At 70.1% G+C, this 549-nt stretch carries 1 protein-coding gene; it reads left to right on the top strand.

Going from position 1 to position 549, the window contains the following annotated elements:
- Positions 1 to 128: 128 nt before the first annotated feature.
- Positions 129 to 549 (top strand): DUF8742 domain-containing protein (locus AC5LUJ_RS21750; RefSeq protein ID WP_493465631.1); only part of this gene is annotated, 421 nt, incomplete at its 3' end.

A 549-nucleotide genomic window follows, 5' to 3' on the forward strand; every position in this document is an offset into this window, starting at 1 on the left:
GCAGGCCTGGTGGGTTCGGGTGCCGCGGTCCGCCAGTGCGTCGGTGGCTGGGATCCGGAGGCGGCGCATCGGGCTGTCGGACCGTTCCAGTAGCGTTGGCCGGCTGTCTTATCAGGGGGAGGTCGGTCGTGCTGCTGGAGGAGCTCAAGCCAGGGCTGCGCGTCGACGGGCTCATCCCCGCCGAGGTCATCACGGTCATTGCCGCGCAATGGCACGGTTCCGACGCGCTCGAACTGACCTACAAGACCACCGCCGGCGGCCTCGGCCAGCAGGTCGTCTTCCGCAAGGACCAGGACAAGCTCAGCGTCGCCCAGACCGGCAGCCGCGCCTTCGACGCCAACGCCAGCGACTTCAAGCTCGCGGCCGAGGCGCAGCGCATCTCGCTGGCCGGGCTGTTCGACCCGATGCTCGCCGTCGCCACGAGTGACGTGCAGCCTCTCCCCCATCAGATCCGCGCGGTGTACGGCGAGCTGCTCCCGCGTACCCCGCTGCGCTTCCTGCTCGCCGACGACCCCGGCGCCGGCAAGACGATCATGGCCGGCCTCTACA

Source organism: Protofrankia sp. CiP1_Cm_nod3 (assembly GCF_982290655.1).